24 protein-coding genes are annotated in these 19086 nt (G+C 75.4%); 6 read left to right on the forward strand and 18 right to left on the reverse strand.

Annotation, left to right across the window (positions count from 1 at the left end):
* The first annotated feature begins 90 nt into the window (after window positions 1-90).
* On the forward strand, window positions 91-519 hold the full coding sequence (locus tag ACI79U_RS14830; protein WP_457070869.1) for a hypothetical protein: 429 nt from the start codon (window positions 91-93) through the stop codon (window positions 517-519).
* A 141-nt stretch (window positions 520-660) separates the two neighbouring features.
* Here the strand turns inward: ACI79U_RS14830 and ACI79U_RS14835 are convergent, their stop codons facing one another.
* From ACI79U_RS14835 to ACI79U_RS14850, 4 genes are all read right to left on the reverse strand, one after another.
* Window positions 661-879 carry a hypothetical protein gene (locus ACI79U_RS14835; RefSeq protein ID WP_457070871.1) on the reverse strand — a complete coding sequence of 73 codons (219 nt, stop codon included), beginning with the start codon at window positions 877-879 and terminating at the stop codon, window positions 661-663.
* Between the two features lie 84 nt (window positions 880-963).
* Window positions 964-1791 carry a regulatory protein RecX gene (locus ACI79U_RS14840; RefSeq protein ID WP_457070874.1) on the reverse strand — a complete coding sequence of 276 codons (828 nt, stop codon included), beginning with the start codon at window positions 1789-1791 and terminating at the stop codon, window positions 964-966.
* 8 nt (window positions 1792-1799) lie between these two features.
* Window positions 1800-2840, reverse strand: a complete 1041-nt coding sequence (recA, locus tag ACI79U_RS14845; RefSeq protein ID WP_457070877.1) for a recombinase RecA — start codon at window positions 2838-2840, stop codon at window positions 1800-1802.
* 200 nt (window positions 2841-3040) lie between these two features.
* On the reverse strand, window positions 3041-3427 hold the full coding sequence (locus ACI79U_RS14850; RefSeq protein WP_457070880.1) for a winged helix-turn-helix transcriptional regulator: 387 nt from the start codon (window positions 3425-3427) through the stop codon (window positions 3041-3043).
* Between the two features lie 104 nt (window positions 3428-3531).
* On the opposite strand from ACI79U_RS14850, the gene ACI79U_RS14855 reads away from it, so the two are divergent.
* Window positions 3532-4389 (forward strand): NmrA family NAD(P)-binding protein, encoded by an 858-nt coding sequence (locus tag ACI79U_RS14855; RefSeq protein WP_457070883.1) that lies wholly within the window; start codon window positions 3532-3534, stop codon window positions 4387-4389.
* Between the two features lie 26 nt (window positions 4390-4415).
* Here ACI79U_RS14855 and ACI79U_RS14860 read toward each other — a convergent pair whose 3' ends face one another.
* The 3 genes from ACI79U_RS14860 to ACI79U_RS14870 all read right to left on the reverse strand — a co-directional run bounded on the left by ACI79U_RS14860 (window position 4416) and on the right by ACI79U_RS14870 (window position 6288).
* Window positions 4416-4610, reverse strand: coding sequence for a DUF3046 domain-containing protein (locus tag ACI79U_RS14860; RefSeq protein WP_457070886.1), 195 nt, complete (start codon window positions 4608-4610; stop codon window positions 4416-4418).
* 140 nt (window positions 4611-4750) lie between these two features.
* Window positions 4751-6016 carry an MFS transporter gene (locus ACI79U_RS14865; RefSeq protein WP_457070889.1) on the reverse strand — a complete coding sequence of 422 codons (1266 nt, stop codon included), beginning with the start codon at window positions 6014-6016 and terminating at the stop codon, window positions 4751-4753.
* A gap of 65 nt (window positions 6017-6081) precedes the next feature.
* The gene (locus ACI79U_RS14870; protein ID WP_457070892.1) at window positions 6082-6288 is read right to left on the reverse strand and encodes a KTSC domain-containing protein; all 207 of its coding nucleotides are present in this window, start codon (window positions 6286-6288) and stop codon (window positions 6082-6084) included.
* A 431-nt stretch (window positions 6289-6719) separates the two neighbouring features.
* Between ACI79U_RS14870 and ACI79U_RS14875 the strand changes: the two genes are divergently transcribed.
* Window positions 6720-6995, forward strand: a complete 276-nt coding sequence (locus tag ACI79U_RS14875) for a hypothetical protein (protein ID WP_457071438.1) — start codon at window positions 6720-6722, stop codon at window positions 6993-6995.
* Here ACI79U_RS14875 and ACI79U_RS14880 read toward each other — a convergent pair.
* The 3 genes from ACI79U_RS14880 to ACI79U_RS14890 are packed head-to-tail and all read right to left on the reverse strand — an operon-like array spanning window position 6976 to window position 9742.
* Complete coding sequence (locus tag ACI79U_RS14880; protein WP_457071440.1) at window positions 6976-7581, reverse strand: GerMN domain-containing protein; 606 nt, start codon at window positions 7579-7581, stop codon at window positions 6976-6978. The two genes, ACI79U_RS14875 and ACI79U_RS14880, sit on opposite strands and share 20 nt — an antisense overlap.
* 11 nt (window positions 7582-7592) lie before the next feature.
* The gene (locus tag ACI79U_RS14885) at window positions 7593-9017 is read right to left on the reverse strand and encodes a HAMP domain-containing sensor histidine kinase (protein WP_457071442.1); all 1425 of its coding nucleotides are present in this window, start codon (window positions 9015-9017) and stop codon (window positions 7593-7595) included.
* Window positions 9014-9742 carry a response regulator gene (locus ACI79U_RS14890; RefSeq protein WP_457071444.1) on the reverse strand — a complete coding sequence of 243 codons (729 nt, stop codon included), beginning with the start codon at window positions 9740-9742 and terminating at the stop codon, window positions 9014-9016. Before ACI79U_RS14890 ends, ACI79U_RS14885 begins: the two co-directional genes overlap by 4 nt.
* Before the next feature lie 141 nt (window positions 9743-9883).
* Between ACI79U_RS14890 and ACI79U_RS14895 the strand changes: the two genes are divergently transcribed.
* Genes ACI79U_RS14895 through ACI79U_RS14905 form a run of 3 tightly spaced genes read left to right on the forward strand, consistent with a single transcriptional unit; the run spans window position 9884 to window position 10658 of the window.
* Entirely contained in the window at window positions 9884-10240 is a 357-nt protein-coding gene (locus ACI79U_RS14895) for an STAS domain-containing protein (RefSeq protein ID WP_457071446.1), read from the forward strand.
* On the forward strand, window positions 10237-10527 hold the full coding sequence (locus ACI79U_RS14900) for an STAS domain-containing protein (RefSeq protein ID WP_457071448.1): 291 nt from the start codon (window positions 10237-10239) through the stop codon (window positions 10525-10527). Before ACI79U_RS14895 ends, ACI79U_RS14900 begins: the two co-directional genes overlap by 4 nt.
* Window positions 10524-10658 (forward strand): hypothetical protein, encoded by a 135-nt coding sequence (locus ACI79U_RS14905; RefSeq protein WP_457071450.1) that lies wholly within the window; start codon window positions 10524-10526, stop codon window positions 10656-10658. Before ACI79U_RS14900 ends, ACI79U_RS14905 begins: the two co-directional genes overlap by 4 nt.
* 75 nt (window positions 10659-10733) lie before the next feature.
* Here the strand turns inward: ACI79U_RS14905 and ACI79U_RS14910 are convergent, their stop codons facing one another.
* The 8 genes from ACI79U_RS14910 to ACI79U_RS14945 are packed head-to-tail and all read right to left on the reverse strand — an operon-like array spanning window position 10734 to window position 19073.
* A complete protein-coding gene (locus tag ACI79U_RS14910) occupies window positions 10734-12143 on the reverse strand; it encodes an NADH-quinone oxidoreductase subunit N (protein ID WP_457071452.1) in 1410 nt (469 codons plus the stop codon).
* Window positions 12144-12159: 16 nt separating this feature from the next.
* Window positions 12160-13647: a complex I subunit 4 family protein gene (locus tag ACI79U_RS14915; protein WP_457071454.1), complete on the reverse strand. Its 1488-nt coding sequence runs from the start codon at window positions 13645-13647 to the stop codon at window positions 12160-12162.
* 4 nt (window positions 13648-13651) lie between these two features.
* Window positions 13652-15601 carry a proton-conducting transporter transmembrane domain-containing protein gene (locus tag ACI79U_RS14920; RefSeq protein WP_457071456.1) on the reverse strand — a complete coding sequence of 650 codons (1950 nt, stop codon included), beginning with the start codon at window positions 15599-15601 and terminating at the stop codon, window positions 13652-13654.
* The gene (locus ACI79U_RS14925) at window positions 15598-15900 is read right to left on the reverse strand and encodes an NADH-quinone oxidoreductase subunit NuoK (RefSeq protein ID WP_457071458.1); all 303 of its coding nucleotides are present in this window, start codon (window positions 15898-15900) and stop codon (window positions 15598-15600) included. The genes ACI79U_RS14920 and ACI79U_RS14925 overlap by 4 nt, the downstream gene beginning before the upstream one ends.
* Window positions 15897-16469 (reverse strand): NADH-quinone oxidoreductase subunit J, encoded by a 573-nt coding sequence (locus ACI79U_RS14930; RefSeq protein WP_457071460.1) that lies wholly within the window; start codon window positions 16467-16469, stop codon window positions 15897-15899. The genes ACI79U_RS14925 and ACI79U_RS14930 overlap by 4 nt, the downstream gene beginning before the upstream one ends.
* Window positions 16466-17398, reverse strand: coding sequence for an NADH-quinone oxidoreductase subunit H (locus ACI79U_RS14935; protein WP_457071463.1), 933 nt, complete (start codon window positions 17396-17398; stop codon window positions 16466-16468). The genes ACI79U_RS14930 and ACI79U_RS14935 overlap by 4 nt, the downstream gene beginning before the upstream one ends.
* On the reverse strand, window positions 17395-18732 hold the full coding sequence (locus ACI79U_RS14940) for a hypothetical protein (RefSeq protein WP_457071465.1): 1338 nt from the start codon (window positions 18730-18732) through the stop codon (window positions 17395-17397). The genes ACI79U_RS14935 and ACI79U_RS14940 overlap by 4 nt, the downstream gene beginning before the upstream one ends.
* Complete coding sequence (locus ACI79U_RS14945) at window positions 18723-19073, reverse strand: NADH-quinone oxidoreductase subunit A (protein WP_457071467.1); 351 nt, start codon at window positions 19071-19073, stop codon at window positions 18723-18725. Before ACI79U_RS14945 ends, ACI79U_RS14940 begins: the two co-directional genes overlap by 10 nt.
* Window positions 19074-19086: the final 13 nt, after the last annotated feature.

The following is a 19086-nucleotide window of genomic DNA, read 5'->3' on the forward strand; positions in this document are numbered from 1 at the left end:
TTCGGAAGGTCAGACAGCGCCGTACTGGGGGGCACGGCTTGGCAACTACCGCCGGTGGGAGCGCTGTACCGGTCTGCCGAGAACTGGGGTGTGACCGCCTCCCCCCTCGCAGCGAGCTTCGACATGGACTTCGACCTGGCCGACACCGCCCAGCTGTTCGTCAACCGGCTCCGGACGTCGGCCGCGAGCTTCGCCGCCGCCGCCGGCGCCGAGGAGGCGATCGTCCGTGAGGCGGTGCCCCCGGCCCGCCACCGGCGTTCGCGCTGCCGCGTGGTGCTGCGCTACCGCGACGGGCAGGAGAGCGACGTGACCTTCGTCGGCCCGGTCGTCTCCCCGGACCTGGGCAAGTACCTGTCGATGTCGGAGTTCGACGCCTCCATCGAGCAGTGGCTGGGCTCCGGCCAGCAGCGCAGCCGCCGCTGGCTGCTGCCGGACGACGAGGCCGCCGACGGCGTCGCGGTCGACGTGACCGCCTGGCTGGACCGCGCCCCCGGGGCGTTCGTGCCGCGCCCACGCTGAACCCGCGAGTCCGGCCCGCGAGGGGGCGGTCCGGACAACCGCGCACCCATCGCGAGCTCCCGGCACGACGAGGCCGGTGCGACGTCCTGGACGTCGCACCGGCCTCGTCGCCGTTCCGGCCTCGTCGCTGTTCCGGGCTGCTCAGCCGCCGGAACCGCCTCCGCCGAGCATCCAGCTGTTCTTGCTGATCGCCCCGCGGGCGTCGGGCGGCTGGCTCTCCGCGCCCGTACCCCGTCCGGGCGGGTCGTTGCTCGGGAACTCCGGCTGCGCCATCCGTTCCCAGCGACGCCGGCGGCTCCCCGCGTAGACCACCGCAGCGACGACCACCCCGACGGCGAGCAGCACGAGAACCCACTCCACGGACGACCTCCGTTCGACGGCCCATCCGCAGGGCCGCTCTGGCCGACCATGCCCCGAGCCGTCGCCGGGAACCGTCCGCGACCCTCAGGGGAGGTGGTCCTCCCAGACATCGCCCGGCCGGGCGGCGCGGCGACCGAGCCCGCGCACCTGCCCCTCCCCCACCTCGGGTCCGACGGGCCCGGACTCGTCGCTCGTCTCGGCAGCGAGGTCGTCGAGACGCTCGTCCTCGGCCAGCAACTCCGCCGTGAGCGCGTCCAGCGCCTCCCGGACCACATAGCCGGCCAGCCCGCCGCCGTAGCCCTTGCGGGCCAGCATGCCGACCAGGCGGCGCTCGGCGGTCACCCGGTCGAGCCGGCGCATCGACGGCAGCTTGCGCTCGACCAGCCGGCGCGCGGCGTCCCACTCGTCCTGCGGGTCGACCTCGGCGACCGCGGCAGCGGCCACCTCGCCGTCCACGCCCTTGGCCCGCAGCTCGGCGGCGAGCGCCCGACGGGCGAGCCCGCGGCCCGACTGGCGCGAGCTCACCCAGGCCGCGGCGAAGGCTGCGTCGTCGATCAGCCCGACCTCGGTGAACCGGTCGAGCACCGCCGCGGCCGCCTCCTCGGGGATGTCGCGCTTGGCGAGCAGGTCGGCCAACTGCTTGCGGGTCTTCGACGTACCCGTGAGTGCCCGCAGGCAGATCGCCCGGGCGGCCTGCTCCGGGTCGCCCGGATCGTCCTCGGCGTGCCCGGGGGCGTCGTCGTCTCCCCGGCGGGAGGGACGCTCGGCGCGCGGGCGCCGCGTCCCCTGGTCACCCTCTCCCGGGGTGGTGGACCAGCCGGGACGACGACGGCCGGCGCGGCGGGTCTCCCCGCCGGCCGGCCGTGCGTGGTCCTCGGCCGGCCCGTCGCTGGTGAAGAGCGATTCGGACACGGCCGGGATCAGAAGTCGGCCGGCTCGGCCGCCGGGACGTCGGGTGCGGCGACGACACCGATGCCGAGCTTCTCCTTGATCTTCTTCTCGATCTCGTCGGCCAGGTCGGGGTTGTCGCGCAGGAAGGAGCGGGCGTTCTCCTTGCCCTGGCCCAGCTGGTCGCCCTCGTAGGTGTACCAAGCGCCGGACTTGCGGACGAAGCCCTGCTCGACACCCATGTCGATCAGGCCGCCCTCGCGGCTGAAGCCGTGACCCCAGAGCAGGTCGAGCTCCGCCTGCTTGAACGGTGCGGCGACCTTGTTCTTCACGACCTTCACCCGCACCCGGCTGCCGACCGCCTCGGTGCCCTGCTTGAGGGTCTCGATGCGGCGGATGTCGAGGCGGACCGAGGCGTAGAACTTCAGCGCCCGACCACCGGTGGTGACCTCCGGCGAGCCGTAGACCACACCGACCTTCTCGCGCAGCTGGTTGATGAAGATGCAGGTGGTGCCGGAGTTGCTGAGCGCGCCGGTGATCTTGCGGAGCGCCTGGCTCATCAGCCGGGCCTGCAGGCCGACGTGGCTGTCACCCATCTCGCCCTCGATCTCGGCGCGGGGCACGAGGGCCGCCACCGAGTCGATGACGATGAGGTCGAGCGCGCCGGAGCGGATCAGCATGTCGGCGATCTCCAGCGCCTGCTCACCGGTGTCGGGCTGGCTGATCAGCAGCGCGTCGGTGTCGACGCCGATCGCCCGGGCGTAGTCGGGGTCGAGGGCGTGCTCGGCGTCGATGAAGGCGACGATGCCGCCGGCCGCCTGGGCGTTGGCCACCGCGTGCAGGGCGATCGTCGTCTTGCCGGAGGCCTCGGGGCCGTACACCTCGACGACGCGGCCACGCGGCAGGCCGCCGACACCGAGGGCGATGTCGAGGGCGACCGAGCCGGTCGGGATCACCTTCATGACGACCTCGGGAGAGTCGCCCAGGCGCATGACCGAGCCCTTGCCGAACTGCTTGTCGATCTGGGCGAGGGCCATGTCGAGGGCCTTGTCGCGGTCCAGGGTTGCTGCCATGGTGGCCACCTTCGGGTGTCGCTGTGCGCTGTCTGCGGGTCGTCGCCGACGTTAGGGCGGGGGTCTGACAGTTTCGCCGGGCCGACGTCAGCTGTGGACGAGCACCCGACCTGTGGACACCGTAGGCCGAACAGGTGTTCGAAGCCAGCGACACGCCGTCCGGCTGCCACACCAGCCCCACCGGTCCGCCCCGACGGTGCTCAGCGGGCCGGGCGCGCCTCGTCCGCCGCGGCCCGGGCGGCGTGCACCGCCGGCATCCGCCCCTCGACGAAGTCGATGAGCGCGAGTAGGTGCGGCACCAGCTGCACCCCGTCCTCGGTCAGCCGGTACTCAACGTGCGGCGGGATCGACGAGCGCACCTCGCGGTGCACCCAGCCGTCGCGCTCGAGGGTCTGCAGGCTCTGCGCCAGCATCTTCTCGCTGACCCCCTCGATCCGGCGACGCAGCTCACCGAACCGGTGCGGGGACCCGGCCAGCGCCGACAGGGCCAGCAGCGACCACTTCCCGGTGACGTGCTCGAGGGCCTCGCGAGAGGTGCACGCGCGCCGGAAGACGTCGGCGACCAACTGCTCGACCGTCTGCTCCACGGAATGCCCCCTCTCCGACGACGCCGACGAGTGTACGGTGCGGACGACCTGCACTAACGATTAGTTAGTGCCCTCGACGCAGCATGCACCCTTCGGAGGGTCTCTTGATCACCGTCACCGGAGCCAGCGGCCAGCTCGGCCGGCTCGTCGTCCTCGGCCTCCTCGACGCCGGCGTGCCGGCCGCCGAGGTCGTCGCCGTCGTCCGCACCCCGGCCAAGGCCGCCGACCTCGCCGACCGCGGCGTGCAGGTGCGCCAGGCCGACTACGCCGACCCGGCCGCCCTGTTGGCGGCCCTGCAGGGCACCGACCGGCTGCTGCTGGTCTCCGGCAACGAGGTGGGCCAGCGCGTTCCCCAGCACGGCAACGTGCTCGAGGCGGCGAAGGCGGCCGGCGTCCAGCTGTTCGTCTACACCAGCGCGACCCGGGCCGACGACACCCCGCTGCCGCTGGCCCCCGAGCACATCGCCACCGAGCGGCTCATCGCCGAGGCCGGCATCCCGTCGGTCGTGCTGCGGAACAACTGGTACCTGGAGAACTACGACTCCCAGCTCCGCCAGGCGGCCAGCACCGGTGAGCTGACCGGCAGCTCCGGCAGCGGCCGGATCGCCGCTGCCACCCGGGCGGACTACGCGGCCGGGGCGGTCGCGGTCCTCACCGCCGACCAGCCGGAGACCGGCGTCCTGGAGCTCGGCGGGGACGAGGCGTTCAGCATCGCCGACCTCGCCGCGGTCGTCGCGGCGCAGACCGGACGCGACGTCGTCTACCGCGACCTCTCCCCCGAGGAGCACCAGCGCACGTTGACCGAGGCCGGGGTGCCCGAGGCCACGGCCGGCTTCGTCGTGGCACTGGACCAGTCGATCGCCCAGGGGGCGCTGGACACCGGCAGCACCGACCTGCACCGGCTCATCGGCCGGGCCCCGACCAGCCTGGAGCAGTACGCCCGCACGGTGCTGGCCTCCTGACCCGTCGGCGTCCCGCCGGAGCGGCCTCAGCGGTCCTTCGGCGGGACGTCGTAGGCCTTGCAGATCTCCAGCCAGACGGTGCGCACCGGCACCCCGGCCTCGATCGCCTCGAGCGCCGTCCGACCGCCGAGCGGGCCGAACGAGTGGTCGCGGACGACGCTCTGCGACCGCATCGAGCCGAACTGCTGCTCCATCCGGGACCAGAACTCCTGCAGACGCACAGCCAGCACGGTACTCACCGGCGCCGCCCGGCCTACCCTCGGCGCATGGTCCCCAGCACCGGCTCCCCGACCTGGGACACGATCCTGGAGATCGCGATCGTGTGTGCCCTGGTCGCCTGGCTGGTCCTGCTGTGGCGGAGCTACCGCAACCGGCGCTGAGCCACCCACACCACGGCGAGCGGGACGACGAGCACGGCGCTCACCGCCGCCACCAGCCCGAAGCCTCCGCCGGCCAGCAGCGGCCCGCCGACCGCCCCGGCCAGCGCCGCGCCGAGCCCCATCAGCAGGTCGGTGGCGCCCTGGGCGGTCGGGCGGAGCTCGTCGGACACCGACTCGGTGACCAGCGTCGAACCGGCCACCAGGCCGCACGACCAGCCCACGCCGAGCAGGAACAGCCCGATGCCCAGCTGCCAGGCCGCGCCCGGCGGGGCGGTGCCGGCGACGAGCGCGGCGAGCAGCAGGAGTGCGCCGCCGAGCGCCACCGTCGCCGAGCGGCCGAACCGGTCGGCCAGCCAGCCGACGACCGGGGAGAACAGGTACATCCCGGCAACGTGCACGCTGATCACCAGGCCGATCACCCGCAGCGTGGTGCCGTCGGCGTGCGCGCCTCCCGCGCCCATGTGCACCGGGGTCATGACCATCAGCCCGACCATCACCGAGTGCGCCACGACGACGGCGGTGAGCCCGAGGCGCCCGGTCGGCGTCGCCCAGACGGCGCGCACGGCACCGATCGCGCCGGCGCGGGGCGCCGGCCCGACGGTGGGCCCGGTCGCAGCGAGGCGCCGGGCCAGCAGCAGCGGGTCGGGGCGCAGCAGGACGAGGACCCCCAGGACCACGGCGACGAAGACGACGACGGGCAGCACGAACGCGCCGCCGAGCGCGGGCAGGCCCAGTGCCCGGCCGAGGTCGTCGCCGGGACCGGCCAGGTTGGGGCCGAGCACCGAACCGATGGTCGTCGCCCACACCACCAGGGACAGCGCCCGCCCCCGGTGCTGGGGTTCGGCCAGATCGGCGGCGGCGTACCGGGCCTGCAACCCGCTGGTGGTGGCCGCGCCGAAGAGGAACAGCCCGGCCAGCAGCAGGACCAGCGACGAGAGCGCCGCCGCAACGACGACCACCAGCGCGCCCAGCACGGCGACCGTGTAACCGAGGGCGAGGCCGGCCCGCCGGCCGGCGCGGTCGCTGACCCGCGCCAGCGGCACCGCGATCAGCGCCGCCCCCAGCACGCTCGCCGTCTGCCCCAGCCCGGCGGCGGCATCACTGCCGGCGACCTCGCGGGCGAGCAGCCCACCCACGGTGATGCCGACGGTCACCCCGAGCCCGCCCAGCGCCACCGCGCCGGAGAGCACGGCGACCGTGCGGCGCTGCACGGCCGCCCGGTCCGGGATCGTCGTCGGCGCGGTCACGGCGGGCAGTCTGCCGCAGGCCACCGACGGGGCGGGCCGGCCACGCCCCGGGTCAGGGGCTCCGGTCAGGCCGCCCGGTGGACCGCACGGCAGTGGAACCGGGGCTTGATCGAGGTGTTGACGTAGCGCCCGATGCTGGCCGACTCCAGCATCGCCAGGGCCTCTTCGGGCGGGACGTCGAGGTAGTCGTAGACCCCGCCGTCGACGAACTCGAGTTGCAGCACGTGGGAGTCGAGGTCGTAGCCCACCGACCGGACGCTGGACGACTGCACGTGAGCCCGTCTCATCGGTCCCCCAGGAACACATCGGTGTAGTTCCACCAGTGTGATCCCGCGGGAGCGCCGTCGACAAACCCTCGTGTCGACTCATCGACCGGCACCGGCCCGGGCCTCACCCGGGCGGGGGGGGGGGGGGGGGGGGGGGGGGGGGGGGGGGGGGGGGGGGGGGGGGGGGGGGGGCGCGTGGGGGGGGGGGGGCGGGGGGGGGGGGGGGGGGGCGGGGGGGGGGGGGGGGGGGGGTGGGGGGCTGCTGGTCGTCGTGGTGGTGTTGACCGGGGGGCCGCCGCGACGCCGCGGGCGCCCCCCCGGGCTCCGGCTGGGCTACCCCGACCGCACCGGGAACGCACCTTTGCGATCCGGTGACGGATCGTCACACGCGCTCCGCGGGGGTTCCGGCACGGCGTCCGGCGACTCAAGGTGGACGCATGGTCTCCGTCTGGGTACAGAGCGTGCACAACCTGCACTGCCCCCGATGCAACAGCCGGCTCGTCGAGCAGGCCGGGCGCTTCGCGGTCGCCGAGCGGCCGTCACCGGTCTACGTCGGCGAGGTGGGCACCCTGCAGTGTCCGGAGGGCCACGTCCTCCCGCCGCGGGACGTCCTCTACGCGCACCGCGAGCAGCGCGGCCTGCCGCGCGCCGCCCCGGTCGCCGAGGTCGATGCGCCCTCCGCGGAGCGCCCGCTCACGACGGTGGAGCGGTGAGCAGCGCGGTGTAGTCCGCCGCCGTCAGCGGCGCCGAGGTCAGCTCGCCCGAGGGGAGCGGCGCCTCGACCGGGAGCCCGTTCCGGCTCAGCAGCACCTCGTCCACCCCGGCCAGGCTGGTCGCGGTCAGCACGATCTGCGCGACGGTGCGCCGGCTGTCCCGCCCCGACGGTGCGTCGACGACGTCCTCGAACTCGATCGTGGCCGTCGACCCGGAGAGGTCGGCCAGCGACAGCTCGGTGCCCGGCGGCAGCGCGGTGGACAGCTGGTCGTCGCGCTCGGCCCGGGTCGGTCCCTCCGTGAGATCACCGAGCAGGTCGGCCAGCCGGTCGGCCACCGAGCTGCCGTCGACGTCCCGGGCGCGGGGGACCAGCACCTCCGCGTCGTCCACCAGGTAGACCTGCGGCTGCTCGGCGCCCGGTCGGGCCGGCACGGCCGACGACGGCGGCGTGCTGGGTGACGCGAGCGCGGAGGGCACCTGGGAGCTGGGGATCGCCTCCGGCGGCCCGCCGGTGGGCACCCCGCAGGAGACCAGCGCGAGCGGCACCGCGAGCGCCACCGCGGCGAGCGGGACCAGCCCCCGCACGCCCCGCGTCCTCACGACGACGCCGCCGGCAGCGCGGTGCTGGACGACACCGCCGCCGGCAGCGCGATGCTGAACCGGGCACCACCGGCGGGGTTGGGGGCACACCAGGCGGCGCCGCCCAGGTGGGCGGCGGTCTCGGCGACGATCGCCAGCCCGAGCCCGGCCCCGGGCAGCGACCCGCGGGCGGCGCGGGGGCCGCGGGCGAACCGCTCGAAGACCCGCTCCCGGTCCTCGGCGGCCACGCCCGGGCCGGAGTCGTCGACGTGCAGCACCACGGAGTCCCCGATCCGCTGCACCTGCACCGCGCTCACCCCACCGGCGTGCCGGTCGGCGTTCTCCACCAGGTTCCGCACGGCCCGCTCCAGCGGGAGCTTGCGGGCCAGCACCGCCGTGGCGGACTCGTCGTCGGCGGCCAGCAGGTCGACCGGGTGACCGGTGCGCTCGAGCACCTCGCGCACCAGCGCCGCGACGCTCACCACCGGCGGGGTCGCCCCGGGCGGCTCGGCACCGGGGGTGTCGCGCGCGTTGTCCAGCTTGGCCAGCTCCAGCAGGTCGTCGAGGGTCCGGCGGAACCGGTCCAGCTCCGACTGCACCAGCGCGAGCGCCTCGCGTCCCCGGGGGGTGAGGTCGTCCCGCCGGCCGGCCAGCACCTCCACGGTGGTCACCAGGCTGGTGAGCGGGCTGCGCAGCTCGTGGCTGACGTCGCCCACGAAGCGGGCGTCCCGGTCGATCCGGGTGGACAGTGCGTCGACCATGCTGTTGAAGCTCCCCACGATCGCGACCAGGTCCGGGTCGTCGGTGGGCGGCAGCCGGGTGGTCAGGTCGCCGCCGGCGATCGCGGTGGCCGCGCCGGCCACCTGCTCCAGCGGCTGCACCGCGCGGCGGCTGGCCCAGCTGCCGAACGCCGCGCCGGCGAGGGTGGCGGCCCCCGCACCGGCGGCGAGCACCGCGCCGAGGGTGCGCAGTGACAGCTCCAGCTCGGTGAGGGTGGACAGCTCGTAGAACTCCACGTCGGTGCCGGGCAGCTGGATGCCGACCACCACCCGTGGTCCGACCCGGGAGCCGGTGCGCGCGGTGGCCGGCTGGCCGTCGGCCACCTGTTCCTGCAGCGCCTCCGGGACGTCGCGTGCGCCGACCTCCAGGCTGGAGGAGTACCAGGCGCCGCCGCTGCGCACGACCACGTCGGCGCCACCGGAGGGCACCAGGTCACCGAGCACGTCACCGACCTCCGTGCCGGCGGTGGACAGCCGGCTGCGCAGCACGCTCGCGTCGGTGAAGGCCTGCCGGACGGCGGAGCGCTCCCGCTGGTCGAGGAGGTAGTTGCGGGCCAGCACGAAGGTGGTGACCACCAGGACGGCGGAGACCAGCAGCGTCACCGCGGCGAACCCCAGCACGATCCGCGCCCGCAGCCCCCGCGGGCGCTGCGTCCATCTCACTGCACGTCCAGCCGGTACCCCAGCCCGCGCACGGTGACCACGACCTGCGGATTGCCCGGGTCGAGCTCGATCTTGGTGCGCAGCCGCCGCACGTGGACGTCGACGATCCGCTCGTCACCGAAGAACCCGTGCTCCCAGACCCGGCTGAGCAGCTCCTGGCGGCTGAGCACCCGCCCCGGGACCGACGCCAGCTCGCAGAGCAGCCGGAACTCGGTCAGCGTCAGGGCCAGCTGCTCCGCACCCCGGTGCACGGTGCCGCGCTCCTGGCGCAGCACCAGCGGCGCGTCGGCGTGCGCGTCCAGCACCACCTCCGGCGTGGGCGCCTCCGCGGTGCCCGGCCGCGGCGCGCCGGTGGACACCCGACGGCGCAGGGCCCGCAGGCGGGCGGTGACCTCCTTCAGCTGGAAGGGCTTGGTCACGTAGTCGTCCGCGCCGGCCTCCAGCGCGGCCACGATGTCGTGGGTGTCGGCGCGGGCGCTGACCACGATGATCGGCAGGTCGTGCTCGCGGCGGACCTCGCGGATCACGGCGAAGCCGTCCATCGCCCCGAGCATCAGGTCGACGAGCATGAGGTCGGGGACCGCGGCGGCGACGCGGCGGACCGCGTCCTCACCGTCGACGGCCTCCTCGACCAGGTAGCCCTCGTCCTCCAGGGCCCAGCGGAGCGCGGTGCGGATGTGGTCGTCGTCCTCGACGACGAGGAGACGGGGCGGCACGCGGGACATGCTGCCACGTGCCCGGGGGGCAGCACCGCCGCAGTGCGGTCGTCATCGGATCGCAATCGAACGGATGGGGCGTTCGTCACCCCCCGCGGGAACGCTGGTCGCTGACCGCACCGAACCCCGTGGCGGCCCGAGGAGGACCGGATGACGACCAGCACCGCAGCCCGGCAGACGTCCGGGCGACCGGCCGACGTCGAGGGCGACGAGCGGGTCGTCCACCTCTGCGAGGCACACGTCTGCGACGGGCTGGCCGACGTGCGCTGGCTGCTGCACCAGGCGCTGCTCGGTGGCGCGCGGCGCATCATCGTCGACCTCACCGAGGTGCCCCACCTGGCGAGCCCGGCGCTGGCCAGCTTCCTCTGGGCGCACCGCATCTGCCGGGCCCGCGGGGGTGCCGTGGTGCTGCGGGGCGCCGACCGGCGGACCCAGGACGTGCTGCGTCGCACCGGTCTGCAGCACGTGCTCCAGGTCGAGCCGCGCAGACCCCGGGTCGCCGCGTGACGAGGGCGGTGCACGAGCCGGAGACGGCCTACCAGCAGTTCGTCGACGTCCAGGCCGGTGCGATCCGGGCCGGGGGGCGGCTCAGCGTGCAGGGCGCCGACCTGATGTACGGCGCCGTGCTGGTGCTGCAGGGCCGCGGCCACCGGCGGGTGACCCTCGATCTGGAGGGGGTGCAGGTCGTCGACGACGACGGCCTGGATGCCCTCCGCTCGCTGCAGGACGCCATCTCGGCCACCGGCCGGGAGCTGGTGCTGCTGCACCCGCCCGCCGGGGTGGGCGCGCGGTGAACCCACAGCGGCACTGCCCCGGCTGCGGGGCCGAAGAGCCCGAGGAGGTCCGCGACGACGGCGACGACCCGGGCTGGTGGTCGCGGCTGCGCTGCCGCGCCTGCCGCTACGAGTGGGCCGCCGGCGCCTGAGCGCTGGGCTCTCTCATCCCGGGTTCCCTCGTTTCCGTTCCCTCATCCCCGACGCCGGCGGCGGTCGCCGGGGGCTCAGCCCAGGGTGCCGCTCCCGACGACCGCGGTGACCACCCCGGCGCCCACCCCCACGGCGAGCACCCCGACCGCCCCGGCGGCCGCGGCGCCCCGCGCCCACGGGCGGTCGGGCAGCTCCTCGGCACCGTCCCGCTCGTCCGGCCGGGACAGCGCGGGCACCAGCCACCGCAGGTAGTACGCGAGGCTGAGCACGGTGTTCGCCGCCGCGACCACCACCAGCCAGGCCAGGCCGCCGTCCCAGGCGGCGGTGAAGACCGTGAGCTTGCCGACGAACACCGCCGTCGGTGGCGTGCCGACCAGGCTCAGCAGGCTGATCACCAGCGCGGCGGCCTGCCCCGGGCGCCGCCGGCCCAGGCCGCGGGAGTCCGCGAGCGACCTCGTGCGGGGATCGCCGGCGAGCACCGCGAAGGCGGTCAGGTTGGTGACCGCGTAGCCGACCAGGTAGGTGAGCAGCGCGGGCACGGCGGCGTCGGTGGCGCCCACGACGGCGACCGGCATGAGGAGGTAGCCGACCTGGCTCACCGTCGACCAGCCCAGCAGCCGGCGGGCGTCGGTCTGCCCGAGCGCGGCGAGGTTGCCCAGCGTCATGGTGACCGCGGCGAGCACCCCGACCAGCAGCGGCCACGGCAGCGAGCCGGGCAGCACGTCGACCAGCCGCATCATCGCGACCAGGGCCCCGACCTTCGGCACCGTGGTGAGGAAGGCGGCCGCGGCGGTGCCGGCGCCCTGCGCCGCGTCGGGCACCCAGAAGTGCAGCGGCACCCCGCCGGCCTTGAACAGCAGCCCGCCCAGCACCCCGATCGCCCCGACGGCGACCGCGGCCGCGGGGGCACCGGCCAGCCCGCCGGCCAGGCCCGCATAGGCGGTGCTGCCGGCCACGCCGAACAGCACGCTGCTGCCCAGCAGCAGGAGGATGCCCGAGAGCGCGCCCAGCAGGTAGGTCTTCAGCGCCGCCTCGGCCGCCCGGGCGTCGCGGCCGAGCCCGACCAGCGCGTACAGCGGGATGCTCGACAGCAGGAAGCCGACCGCCAGCACCAGCAGGTCGTCGGTGGCCGCGAGCACCACCGCGCCCAGTGAGCTGAGCAGCAGCAGGCTGTACGTCTCGCTCTCCCGCACCTGCCCGGCGAGTTCCTCGACGCCCAGGCCGATCACCAGCAGCGTCGAGGCGACGACCACCAGCCGGGCGATCCCGGTCGGGGTGTCGACGACGAAGGCGCCGAACACCGTCCGCGCCGGGTCGACCAGCGGCAGCGCCGCGGCCACCCCGGCGGTCAGCAGCGCGGCGACCGCCACCAGCCGGGCCACCCACTGCCGCTGCCGCGGCAGGAAGGAGCCGGCCAGCAGGGTGACGACGGCGCCGGCGAGCAGGCTGATCTCCGGCAGCAGCGCCAGCAGGTCCTGGTCCATCACCGCAGAGCCCCGGTCACCGGCTCACCAGGTCCACGACCAGCGAGGCGGCCGGGGAGATGACGTCCAGCAGCGGCCAGGGGACCAGGCCGATGGCCAGGGAGAGCGCGAGCAGCCCGATGACCGGGGCCGCCTGCACCGCCCGCACGTCGGCGAACCCGACCGACCGGCCGCCGGTCTCCCCGGTGAACACCCGCTGCAGGGCGCGCAGGAACAGCGCGGCGGTGAGCAGGATGCCCGGCAGCGCGACCGCCGCCCACGCCGTCGCCCCGATGCTGCCGGCGAAGACCTGGAACTCCGCGACGAACCCGCTGAGGGCCGGGATGCCCAGCGAGCCGAACGCCGCGACGGCGAACAGCCCGGCGTAGACCGGCGCGCTGCGGGCCAGCCCGCCGTACTCGTCCATCGCGTAGCTGCCGGTGCGGTCGTGCAGCACCCCGGCGAGCAGGAACAGCGCGCCGGTGAGCAGGCCGTGGCTGACCATCTGGGTCACCGCGCCGGTCACCGCGAGCTCCCGGGCCGCCGTCCCGCTGCCGACCAGCCCGGCCGCGCCGACGGCCACCAGCACGTAGCCCATGTGGTTGATCGAGGTGTAGGCGATCATCCGCTTGAGGTCGGTCTGCGCCAGCGCGACCAGCGCCCCGTAGAGCACCGAGGCGATGCCGACGGCGAGCACCACCCAGGCCGCGCCCTGCCAGGCGTCGGGCATCGCCGGCATCGCGATCCGGACGAACCCGTAGGTGCCCATCTTCAGCAGCACCGCGGCGAGCACCGCAGACCCGATGGCCGAGGCGTCGGTGTGCGCCGGCGGGAGCCAGGTGTGGAAGGGGATGGTCGGCGTCTTGATGGCAAGCCCGACCAGCAGCGCGGCGAGCACGAACCCGCCGGCGACCGGGGAGTCGGCCAGCGGGGCGGCGGCGACCAGCTCGGGGATGTCGAAGGTGTGCGGGTCGGCCGCCAGGTACAGCCCGATGAAGCCCAGCAGCAGCGCCAGGCTGCCCAGGAACGTGTAGAGGAAGAACTGCAGCGCGGAGCGGCCCGCCTGCCGGCCGTGCCCCCAGCCGGCGATCGCGGCGTACATGCCGACGATCGACAGGTCGAAGAAGAGGAAGAACAGGATCAGGTCCTGGGCCACGAACAGCCCCAGGCAGGTCGTCTGCAGGGCCAGGAACAGCGCGGCCAGCTTCCGCGGCCGCCGCTGCTCGCGCAGCGAGTAGACCGCGCAGGCGAGGAAGACGACGGCGGTGAGCGCCACCAGCGGCAGGGACAGCCCGTCGACGCCGACGTGGTAGCTGCTGTTCACCGACGGGATCCACCGGGCCTGCACCTCGTACGCCAGGCCGCCGCCGGCCGGCGTCCGGTACCCGACGCAGAGCGCGATCACCAGCGCCAGGTCGGCGGCGGTCACCCCCACCCAGGCCCAGCGGGCGGCACGGTCGGGCACCCGCACCAGGGCGAGCGCCGCCGCGGCGACCAGCGGCAGGAAGACGATCACGGTGAGCACGGGGTTACCTTCCGACCAGCAGGAGGAGGGCCAGCGCGGCGGCGAGCACCGCGACGGCCTGGACGTAGTACTGGTGCAGCAGCCCGGTCTGGGCCCGCCGGGCGAGCCCGCCCAGCTGCCGGGTGCCGGCGGCCAGGCCGCGGACCAGCCGGTCGGGGCCGGCGAGATCGGCGCGCGCGGTGGCACCGGCCAGCCGCACGGTCGACCGGCCGGCGCCGGCCGTGGCGGGGGCGAGCGCGCCGTCGTCGAACCGGCCCAGCGCCCCGGCGGTGCGCAGCGCCGACCGGCCGGCGCCACCGACGGCGGGGGCGAGCACCCGGTCGTCGAACCGGGCGCAGGCCTCGGCGGTGCGCAGCACCGGCCGCACGACGAGCGCGGAGGTCGCGCGGGGGAGTCCCAGCCAGCCGGCCAGCCACCCCACCCGCTCCGCACCGCGCCAAAGTGGCCACTTCGGCGCGGAGAGGCCCACGACGGCGACGGCGAGGGCCGCGGAGAGGGCCATCTCCCAGACCGTCGGGCTGGGCGCGCCGGTCGTACCGAGCGCCCGGCGCAGCGCCTCGCCCACCGGCGGGAGGGCCAGCAGGCCCAGCACGGCGGCGCCGGCCGCCAGCACCACCAGCGGCGCCTGCTCCAGCACGACGACCCGGCGGCTGCCCTCCTCCTCGGTGTCGTAGCCGCTCTCGGCGTCGTCCGGCAGCTGCTGCCAGACCAGCCAGAGCACCTTGCCCGCGTAGGCCGCCGACACGGCGGCCGCGGCCAGCCCGACGACGTACAGGGCCAGGGACTCGTGGCGGGCGACGGCCAGCACCGCGTCCTTGGTGGCCCACAGCGACAGCGGGACGACGCCGGCCAGCGCCAGCGCGCCGACCGCGGCGCAGACCCCGACCAGCGGCCAGCGCCGGGCCGCGCCGCGCAGCGCAGCCAGCTGCTTGGTACCCAGCGCGCTCAGCCACGCCCCGGCGACGAGGAACAGCAGCGCCTTCGTGGCGGCGTGCGCGACCAGGTGCGCGGTGCCCCCGGCGACCGAACCGACCCCGGCGGCCAGCACGACGAACCCCAGCTGGGCCGCGGTCGAGGCGGCCAGCAGCTGCTTGAGGTCGCGCTGGGCGACGGCGACCGCGCCGAGCAGCAGCGCGGTCAGCGCGCCGATCCAGGCCGCGGTCGGGCCGGCCCAGCCGGTGGCCGCCAGCAACGGCTCCATGCGCAGCAGCAGGTAGCCGCCCATCGCGACCATCGCCGCGGAGTGGAGCAGGGCGCTGACCGGGCTCGGTCCCTGCATCGCCGCGGACAGCCACGCGGTGAACGGCAGCTGCGCGGCCTTGCCCAGCGCGGCGACCAGCACGCCGGCGGCGGCGACGTGCAGCCACGGGCCGCCGGCGGTGGCGAGGTCGTCCAGCGCCAGCCCGGCGCCGCCGGCCAGCGCGGCACCGGCGGCCAGGTAGAGCCCCAGGTCGGCGGTGCGGGTGGTGAGGAACGCGGTGAGCCCCGCCCCGACCCGGTGGTCCTCCTGCCAGCGGAAGCCGATCAGCGCGTAGGAGGTCGCGCCCATCACCTCCCAGGCGAACAGCAGGGTGGGCAGCGTGCTCGCGGTGACCGTGACGGCGACCGCCGCGGTGAACAGCAGCATCAGCCCGGTGAACCGGGCCCGCGCCCCCTGGTAGGGCGCATCGGTGTCGCCGGCGGAGAAGACCAGCACCAGCAGGGCCACCGCGGCCACCGCCGGGAGCACCACCGCGGCCAGCGCGTCGACCGCCAGGCCGAACGGGGCACCCGGGAGGAAGGGGACGGTGGTGGCCGGCCGGCCCCGGGCCACCGCGATCGAGAGCACCAGCGCGGCCGCCGCCGTCGCCACCCCGGCCGGCAGCGCCGCCCGGTCGGCCTGCCGGCCGAGCACGCACAGCAGCGCGCCGACGGCGGCGGGCAGCGCGGCCGTCGCCCACAGCAGCCCGGTCACCGGGACAGGTCCGTGGCCATGTCGGTCATGTCCGACTGCTTCGCCCGGTGCAGCAGGGTGGCGACGGCGAACCCCATCGCCATCTCCACCGTCATCGCCGAGATGACCACCAGCAGCAGCACCTGGCCGTCGGGGGAGGGGGAGAGGAACCACCAGAAGGCGGCCGCGGCCAGGATGACGCCGTTGAGCATGAGCTCCAGGCCCATCATCACCATGACCACGACCTGCTGGGAGATCGCGCCGTAGAGACCCACGCTGACCAGCGCGGCCGCCACCACCAGCACCGCCTGCAGCGTCACCGCCCCGCACCCCGCCGCAGGTCCGTACCGCGCAGGTCCGTACCGCGCAGGTCGTCGCCCATCCGGTCGTAGCGGCTGCCCGGCAGCGCCAGCACCAGGGCGGCGACGATCGTGGCGAAGAGGACCGGTGAGACGGTCATCATCACCAGCATCTTCGACTCCATGACCGCCTCGCCCAGCGAGGTGACCAGGTCCGCCGCCGGGGCGCCGCGGCGGGTGGGCCAGTCGACGAGCAGCGCCCCGCCGGCCAGCACGACGAACGTGCCGATCGAGACCGCCAGGGCCGGGCGCTTCCCGTGCACCATGCTCATCGGCATGAGCGCGGGGTTCATCCCCATGAACATGATCATGTAGATGGCCATGATCGCCATCTCCATCACCATCATCAGCACGGTGATCACGCCGAGGAACTGCAGGTCGAACAGCAGCAGGGTCAGGCCGACGGCGATGAACGACGCCGCCAGCGCGTAGGTGGCCCGGGCCATCGAGTCGACCCGGAAGACGGCGACCCCGGCGGCGACCGCGATCACCGCGAGCACCCAGAACACGATCCCGCTGACCACGGTCACCCCCGGACCACGACGACGACGGACACGAACAGCAGCTGCAGCAGCGTCAGCGGCAGCACGACCAGCCAGGCCGGCACCGCCAGCTGCTCGGGCCGGACCACCGGCAGCCGGCGGCGCACCGCCACGAGCACCGCGAGCAGCGCGGCGGTCTTGACCAGGACCCACAGCCAGGCCGGCAGCAGCGGGCCGTGGCCGCCGCCGAGGAACACGGTCGCCCCGAACGCCGCCCCGGCGCTCAGCAACGCGTAGCGACCGGTGACCAGCAGCCACCGGTCCAGCCCGGAGACCTCGGCGAGCACCCCGCCGGCCGTCGTCGTCCCGGCCGCGGCCGAGAACGGTCCCCACACCGAGAAGGCGACCACCGCGGCGCAGAAGACGACGAAGGCCACCGGCATCCAGACGACGAACCACAAGCCGTCCTGGGCGGCGACGACGTCCCCCAGCCGAAGGCTCCCGGCGGCCGCCGCCGGTGCGGTCAGCGCGAACATCAGCGGCAGCTCGTAGCTGAGCGCCTGGGCCAGGAAGCGGAACCCGCCGACGAGGGAGTGCGCGCTGTTCGGCCCCCAGCCGGCCAGCCAGACCGCCGCCCACAGCAGCACGTCCATCGCGTTGAACCAGACGATGCCGACCGCCAGGTCCGCGACCGTCCACCGGCCGAACGGGACCACGACCACCATGAGCAGCGCCGCGGTGAGCAGCCCGGCGCCGCCGACCCGCCACAGCAGCACGTCGGCGGCGAGCGTGCTGCGCCGGCGCTGCCGGAACAGCCGGGCCGTCTCGGCGGCCGGCGCGGCGAGCCCGGCGCCCAGCGGCTGCCCGGCGGCCCGGGCGCTGAGCACCCCGTCCAGGACGGCGGCCGATGCGGCGACCGCCAGCAGCAGCGCCGCGGCCAGCGGCACCCAGGCGGAGGAGACCTGCTCGACGGTCACGACGCCGACTCCACGGGCACCCGGTGCCGGTCGGTGGTGTCCAGGTCGAGGCTGGCGACCACCAGCCGGGCCGAGGCGAGGTCCAGGCCGGTGACCAGGTCGGCCACCTCGTCGGTGGTGATCGCGCGCTGCGGTGCGTGCCCGTCCAGCCAGTGCAGCAGCCGGTCGTGCGCGTCGCCCTCCGGCAGTCGGCCGAGGCCGCGCAGCGCCGCGCGCAGCAGCCGGGACCGGCGGACCCGCCGCGCCAGCCGCTCGGCGTCTGCCTGGGGCAGCGCACCGGCCAGGGCCGCGTCGCGCAGCCGCGCGGCGGTCGCGGCGGCGTCGGCCCAGCCGGCCAGCGCGAGCAGGGTGGCCACCGCGTCCCAGCGGCCGGCCGGGCTGCCGTGCAGGTCGTCGCCGGGGGGCGGAGCCCCGGGCTCGAGCACCTCGGCGCGGGCGCCGACGATCAGCTCGCCCTGCAGGGTGGTGTGCAGCAGCAGCCCGACCGGCCAGTGCGCCAGGACCGGGCCGAGCGGTACGTGCAGCACGTCGAGGTCGAGACCGTCGGGGTCGGGCAGCTGGTCCTCGTCGCCGCTGCCGGCCAGCATGATCCCGCCGGGCATCGGCATGTCCATGCCGCCGTGGTCCATGCCGCCGTGGTCCATGCCGCCGTGGTCCATGCCGCCGTGGTCCATGCCGCCGTGGTCCATGCCGCCGTGGTCCATGTCGCCGTGGTCCATGTCGCCCACGCCGGAGTCGCCGTGGTCCATCTGGCCGTGGTCTCCCGGGTGGGAGTCGGAGTCGCCGTGGTCCATGTCGCCGTGGTCTCCCGGGTGGAAGTCGGAGTCGGCGCCCGGGTCGTCGTCTCCGTCGTCCTGCGGGCCCGGGTCGTCGAAGGCCGGCGGCTCGCCGGTCTCGTCGTCGTCGGCGTGCCCGTGGACCGTGTCGTCGTCCTCCCCGCCGTCGTCCCGGTGGTCGTCGTCGACGGCGTCGGTGGCCCCGGCGCCCTGCGGGGGCTCCCCGGGGCGGTCGGCGGCGTCCCGGCGCTGGGCGGCGTCGTCGGCGAGGTCGGCCGCGACCCGGTCCAGGGCGGCCGCTGCGCCGTCCGGGGACGCGACCGACACCCGGGCGCGGGGGCCGGGCAGCTGGGTCCAGGCGTGGTCGACCGCGGCGGCCAGCCGGGCCCCCGGCCGCCCGCAGAGCACCAGGGCGTCGGCGTCAGCGGGGGAGACTGCCATCCGCCAGCCACGGGCGCGCAGCTCCCGTTCCACCGCGCACCGGCTCGTGGACCAGCCGGGCACCTCGACGACGAGCGCGGCGGCCCGCCGGACGGCCAGCCGGGTGATCAGGCCCACTGCAGCGCGCCCTCGCGCCAGGCCCAGAGCACCCCGGCCATCAGCACGCCGAGCAGCACGAACATCTCGATGATCGCGGAAACGCCGATCGAGGCGACCACCGTCGCCCACGGGTACATGAACAGCATCTCGACGTCGAAGGCGAGGAACAGCAGGGTCATCGGGTAGTACCGCGCCTCGTAGCGCGACAGCGCGTGCTCGGCGGGGCGCCAGCCGGAGAGGAAGGGCAGGGCCGGCACGGCGTCGGGGGCGACCGCGGTCCGCCGGTGCACCAGCTGGGCGACCAGCGCCCCGCCGACGGCGAGCCCGAGCATCAGGGCGGCGCTCAGGTAGGCGGACACCTGACTCCCCTCC

The organism is Modestobacter sp. SYSU DS0904 (assembly GCF_054051115.1).

Excerpts from the sequence above, each read along its gene's own strand:
- ACI79U_RS14875 (WP_457071438.1), top strand. The coding sequence starts at position 6,720 with ATGGTCTCCGTCTGGGTACAGAGCGTGCACAACCTGCACTGCCCCCGA.
- recA (WP_457070877.1), bottom strand. The coding sequence starts at position 2,840 with ATGGCAGCAACCCTGGACCGCGACAAGGCCCTCGACATGGCCCTCGCC.
- ACI79U_RS14895 (WP_457071446.1), top strand. The coding sequence starts at position 9,884 with ATGACGACCAGCACCGCAGCCCGGCAGACGTCCGGGCGACCGGCCGAC.
- ACI79U_RS14910 (WP_457071452.1), bottom strand. The coding sequence starts at position 12,143 with ATGGACCAGGACCTGCTGGCGCTGCTGCCGGAGATCAGCCTGCTCGCC.
- ACI79U_RS14890 (WP_457071444.1), bottom strand. The coding sequence starts at position 9,742 with ATGTCCCGCGTGCCGCCCCGTCTCCTCGTCGTCGAGGACGACGACCAC.